Annotated in this window: 4 protein-coding genes; 3 read left to right on the top strand and 1 reads right to left on the bottom strand. The window is 68.0% G+C overall.

Annotation, left to right across the window (positions count from 1 at the left end; genetic code table 11):
• Positions 1 to 847, bottom strand: an 847-nt coding sequence (locus tag ACFDSW_RS15935) for a hypothetical protein (protein ID WP_375251245.1), incomplete at its 3' end; no start/stop codon positions are given.
• A 247-nt stretch (positions 848 to 1,094) separates the two neighbouring features.
• Here ACFDSW_RS15935 and ACFDSW_RS15930 point away from each other — a divergent pair.
• Genes ACFDSW_RS15930 through ACFDSW_RS15920 form a run of 3 tightly spaced genes read left to right on the top strand, consistent with a single transcriptional unit; the run spans position 1,095 to position 3,488 of the window.
• The gene (locus tag ACFDSW_RS15930) at positions 1,095 to 2,144 is read left to right on the top strand and encodes a patatin-like phospholipase family protein (RefSeq protein WP_315462146.1); all 1,050 of its coding nucleotides are present in this window, start codon (positions 1,095 to 1,097) and stop codon (positions 2,142 to 2,144) included.
• Positions 2,141 to 3,193 carry a zinc-binding dehydrogenase gene (locus tag ACFDSW_RS15925; protein WP_375251244.1) on the top strand — a complete coding sequence of 351 codons (1,053 nt, stop codon included), beginning with the start codon at positions 2,141 to 2,143 and terminating at the stop codon, positions 3,191 to 3,193. Before ACFDSW_RS15930 ends, ACFDSW_RS15925 begins: the two co-directional genes overlap by 4 nt.
• A 52-nt stretch (positions 3,194 to 3,245) precedes the next feature.
• Positions 3,246 to 3,488, top strand: coding sequence for a DUF3253 domain-containing protein (locus ACFDSW_RS15920; protein WP_315462144.1), 243 nt, complete (start codon positions 3,246 to 3,248; stop codon positions 3,486 to 3,488).
• The last annotated feature ends 178 nt before the right edge of the window (positions 3,489 to 3,666 follow it).

Raw genomic sequence — 3,666 nt, 5'->3', positions numbered from 1 at the left:
CGGCGATGTTGGCGATCTGGCTGGCGACGCTGAGCAGCAGAACGAAGCTGACCGCGAAGTGCAGCTGGCGGACGATGAAGACGGTGAAGAAGGGCGTCGCGAGGTTGATCGCGAACTGCCAACTCGCCACGAAGACCAGCAAACGGCGGAAATTGGGGTCGCCCAGCGGCTGGCGGATCAAGGCGCGCAGATCGATGGCACCGCTGGCCGGCGGCATGATTGGTTCCGGCATCATCGCGACGATGCGTGCGCTGATCAGGCCGGTGACGCAGCCCGCGGCGAACATCGCGGCGAACACCCTGTCGCGCGCGGACGAGCCGGCCGGCGTCCAGTCGAGCGCCAGCGCCGCCGCCAGTCCCAGGATCAAGCTGATCGCGGTCAGCCAGATCGTGCGCCGGGCGAAGACATCGCCCAGTCGGTCGTCCGGCGCGAGATCACGCATCCACGCGTTCCAGGCGCAGCCGCCGATCGCGCCGAGCCCGCACAACAGCATCTGCGCGCACAGGAAGACGAGCAGGGCGGACGTGCCGCTCGAAAAGGCGAGGACCGCCATGACGGCCAGCATGGTCCGTCCGATCAGGCTGGAGAGGACGGCGATCAGCTTGCGGCGGCGCCAGCGCTCCACGATCTGGATGGCGGGCAATTGCAGCAACTGGGCGAGGAACGGCATGGCGGCGAGGATGCCGATCATGACGTTCGACGCGCCGAGATGCAGCGCGAAGGCGGTCAGGATCACCCCGCTGGTCAACGCCGCCGCGCCGCCGGAAAAGCCCGCTTCGATGACGAGCAGGCGCAATCCGCGCTCGCGGTCGGCTGTCGTCAGCTCTGGTTGTGGCTGCAGGGACATGCGGGCGGGGCAACGTCCTACCCGAAGCACGGGTTGCGGTAGAGCTCGGCACGGCCTGATCTATATCACTGAGTTCTATAGATATAATTGCAGATGGCGCGCCACCATCCAGGCGATTGCGGGTTTGTGATCCCGTGTGGCGGCAGGTCCGTGGCCCTGTCGTTTGTCCCCGTCGCATGAGGCCGACCCGTCGAATGCCGATCCGATGCCGTTCCCGTCCGATCCCCCGTCCGGCCAGCGAACGGCGATGACGTCGCTCATCCCGTCTCACACGCGTGTCGCCCTGGTGCTCGCCGGGGGGAATGCGCTGGGTGCGTATCAGGCGGGGGTCTATGAGGCGCTGCACGATGCGGGAATCGCACCGGAGTGGATCGTCGGCACGTCGGTCGGTGCGGTCAATGCGGCGATCATTGCAGGCAATGCGTCGGCCGATCGTCTGGCGCGGCTGCGCGATCTGTGGCGGCCCGAAACCGTCGATACATTTGGCACACCATGGTGGGATGTTTCGTTCGACGGCTGGCGTCGCACCGGCGAGGTGATGGCGACGATGATCGGTGGGCGGCAGGGTGTGTTTGCGCCGCTGGGCACCGCGCTGGCCGATCGTAACGCGCCGGCGCTGTACGATACGATGCCCCTGGCCCGTACGCTCGACCGGCTCGTGGACTTCGATCGGCTGAACGAGGGCCCCGTACGCTATACCGCGCAGGCGGTGGCGCTCGATACGGGAGCGGAGGTGGCGTTCGACAGCCGGAACGTCCGGATGACGCCCGATCATATCCGGGCGAGCTGCGCCATGCCGCCCGCCTTTCCGCCGGTCGCGATCGAGGGCGAACGGTTCGTCGATGGCGGCTTGTCCGCCAACCTGCCGCTCGATCCCGTGCTGTCGCAGCCGGGGGAGGGACCGCTGCTGTGCATTTCGGTCGACCTGTTGCCCTTGGCCGGGGCGTCTGCGCCGACGATCGGCGGGATGATCGCGCGAACGCAGGATCTGCTGTTTGCCGCGCAATCGCGCCGTACCCTGGCCCGGTGGCAGGCGCAGTATGCCGTCGATCCCGATCTGGCGGTGGCGTCCGTGACGCTCCTCCAGCTGCACTATGCCGATCAGCAGGCCGAAGTGGCGGGCAAGGCGCTGGATTTCTCACCCCGATCGGTGCGGGCACGATGGGATGCAGGGCTGCGTGACGGCCGGGCGCTGGTCGCGCGGCTGGCGGATGGGGGGATCGCGCTCGGGGCGCACGGGCTGCGCTTGATCACTAGGGCGGACGCATCCGCCGCAACAGCAGGAGACGTGCTATGAAAGCCGCGCGCAAAACCGCCGATGGTCGCTTCGAGATCGCCGAGGTCGACGAGCCCGTTCTGCCCGCCGACGACTGGGTGAAGGCGCGCGTGCGCATGGCGGGCATCTGCGGCACCGACCTGCGCCATTGGGAGAAGGCGGAGGAAGAGCTGCACTGCTGCATCATGGGGCATGAATTGGCGGGCGAGGTGGTCGAGATCGGGCCGGCGGTGGAGCGTGTGGCCATCGGCGACCGGGTGCTGATCGAATCCGTGCTGGGCTGCGGCCATTGCGAATGGTGCCGGGTGCAGCAATACAATCGCTGTCCGGACCTCTATCCCACCCGCCGCGCCAGCGTCTCGCGCGCCTATGCCGAATATGTGATCGGGCCGCAGCACAAGTTTCACAGGTTGCCGGACGACATGGGGCTCGACGATGCCGCACTGCTCGATACCTATGCGGTCGCGCTGCATGCGCAGCATCTGTCGGGTCTGACCATCGGATCGCGCGTGGCAATCATTGGGGCTGGGCCGATCGGGCTGGGCCAGTTGATGCTCGCCAAGGCGAGCGGCGCGACGGTCACGATCATCGACAAGATGCCGCATGCGCTGGCGCTCGCCGAGCGTCTGGGGGCGGATCGGACCGTTCATTCGGGCGAGGCGGACCCCTATGCCGTGGTGCGCGCAATGACCGACGATCGCGGCGCGGACATCGTCTTCGAATGCGCAGGCGGCGAATCCATGCCCGAGACGTTACCGCTCGCGACGCGTCTGGTGCGTCGGGGCGGCACGGTCGTGATCGTCGGTGGTTTCGACGCCGGGGCGAGCGCGATTCCGTTGGAGTGGCAGCGTATCCAGATGTCCGAGATCACGCTGATCCCCAGCGCCAGCTTCGCCTTTCACGACATCCACGCCGAGCAGGTGGAGGCGCTCGACCTCGCGGCGCGCGGGGTGTTGAAGACGCAGGAGCTGATCACGCACCGCTTCCCGCTGGATCAGATCAATGAGGCGTTCGAAGTGGCGCAGGATCGCGGCCGGACGGGCGCGATCTTCGTCGGCCTGACGATATGAGTATCGCGCGTTTGACCGAGGCCGAACCGGGGTTAGGCGGTCCCGTGCGATCGTGACCGCAAGCCCTCGCGACACGGCGCTCGCGCTGCTCGCGTCGCGAGCGGAGGGCGCGACGGTGTGCCCGAGCGAGGTCGCGCGCGCGATCGCGCCAGAGGCCTGGCGCGCGGCGATGCCGTCGGTCCATGCCGCTGTCGACACGCTGGTCGAGGGGGGCCGCGTTCAGCTCAGTTGGAAGGGCAAGCCGCTCCCCACGCGCACCGGCCCGTATCGGATCGGCCGCGCGGTCGCGCGCTGACGGGCGATCTGCGACCGTCGCCGGAGCGCACCGACGGTCGCAATTCCGGCCCGGTCAGTCCGCGGCCGTTGCTGCCGGCGCGGATCGGGTGGCCTGCTTCGGTTTGACGTAGCGATCGAGCCAATCGGTCATCTGCCACAGCGTCTCTTCGGTCGATTCCAGCGCGCGATAGCCGTGC

This window comes from Sphingomonas sp. (assembly GCF_042091075.1).
Classification (GTDB): Bacteria; Pseudomonadota; Alphaproteobacteria; order Sphingomonadales; family Sphingomonadaceae; genus Sphingomonas.
This window is presented reverse-complemented; position numbering and strand designations above follow the sequence as displayed.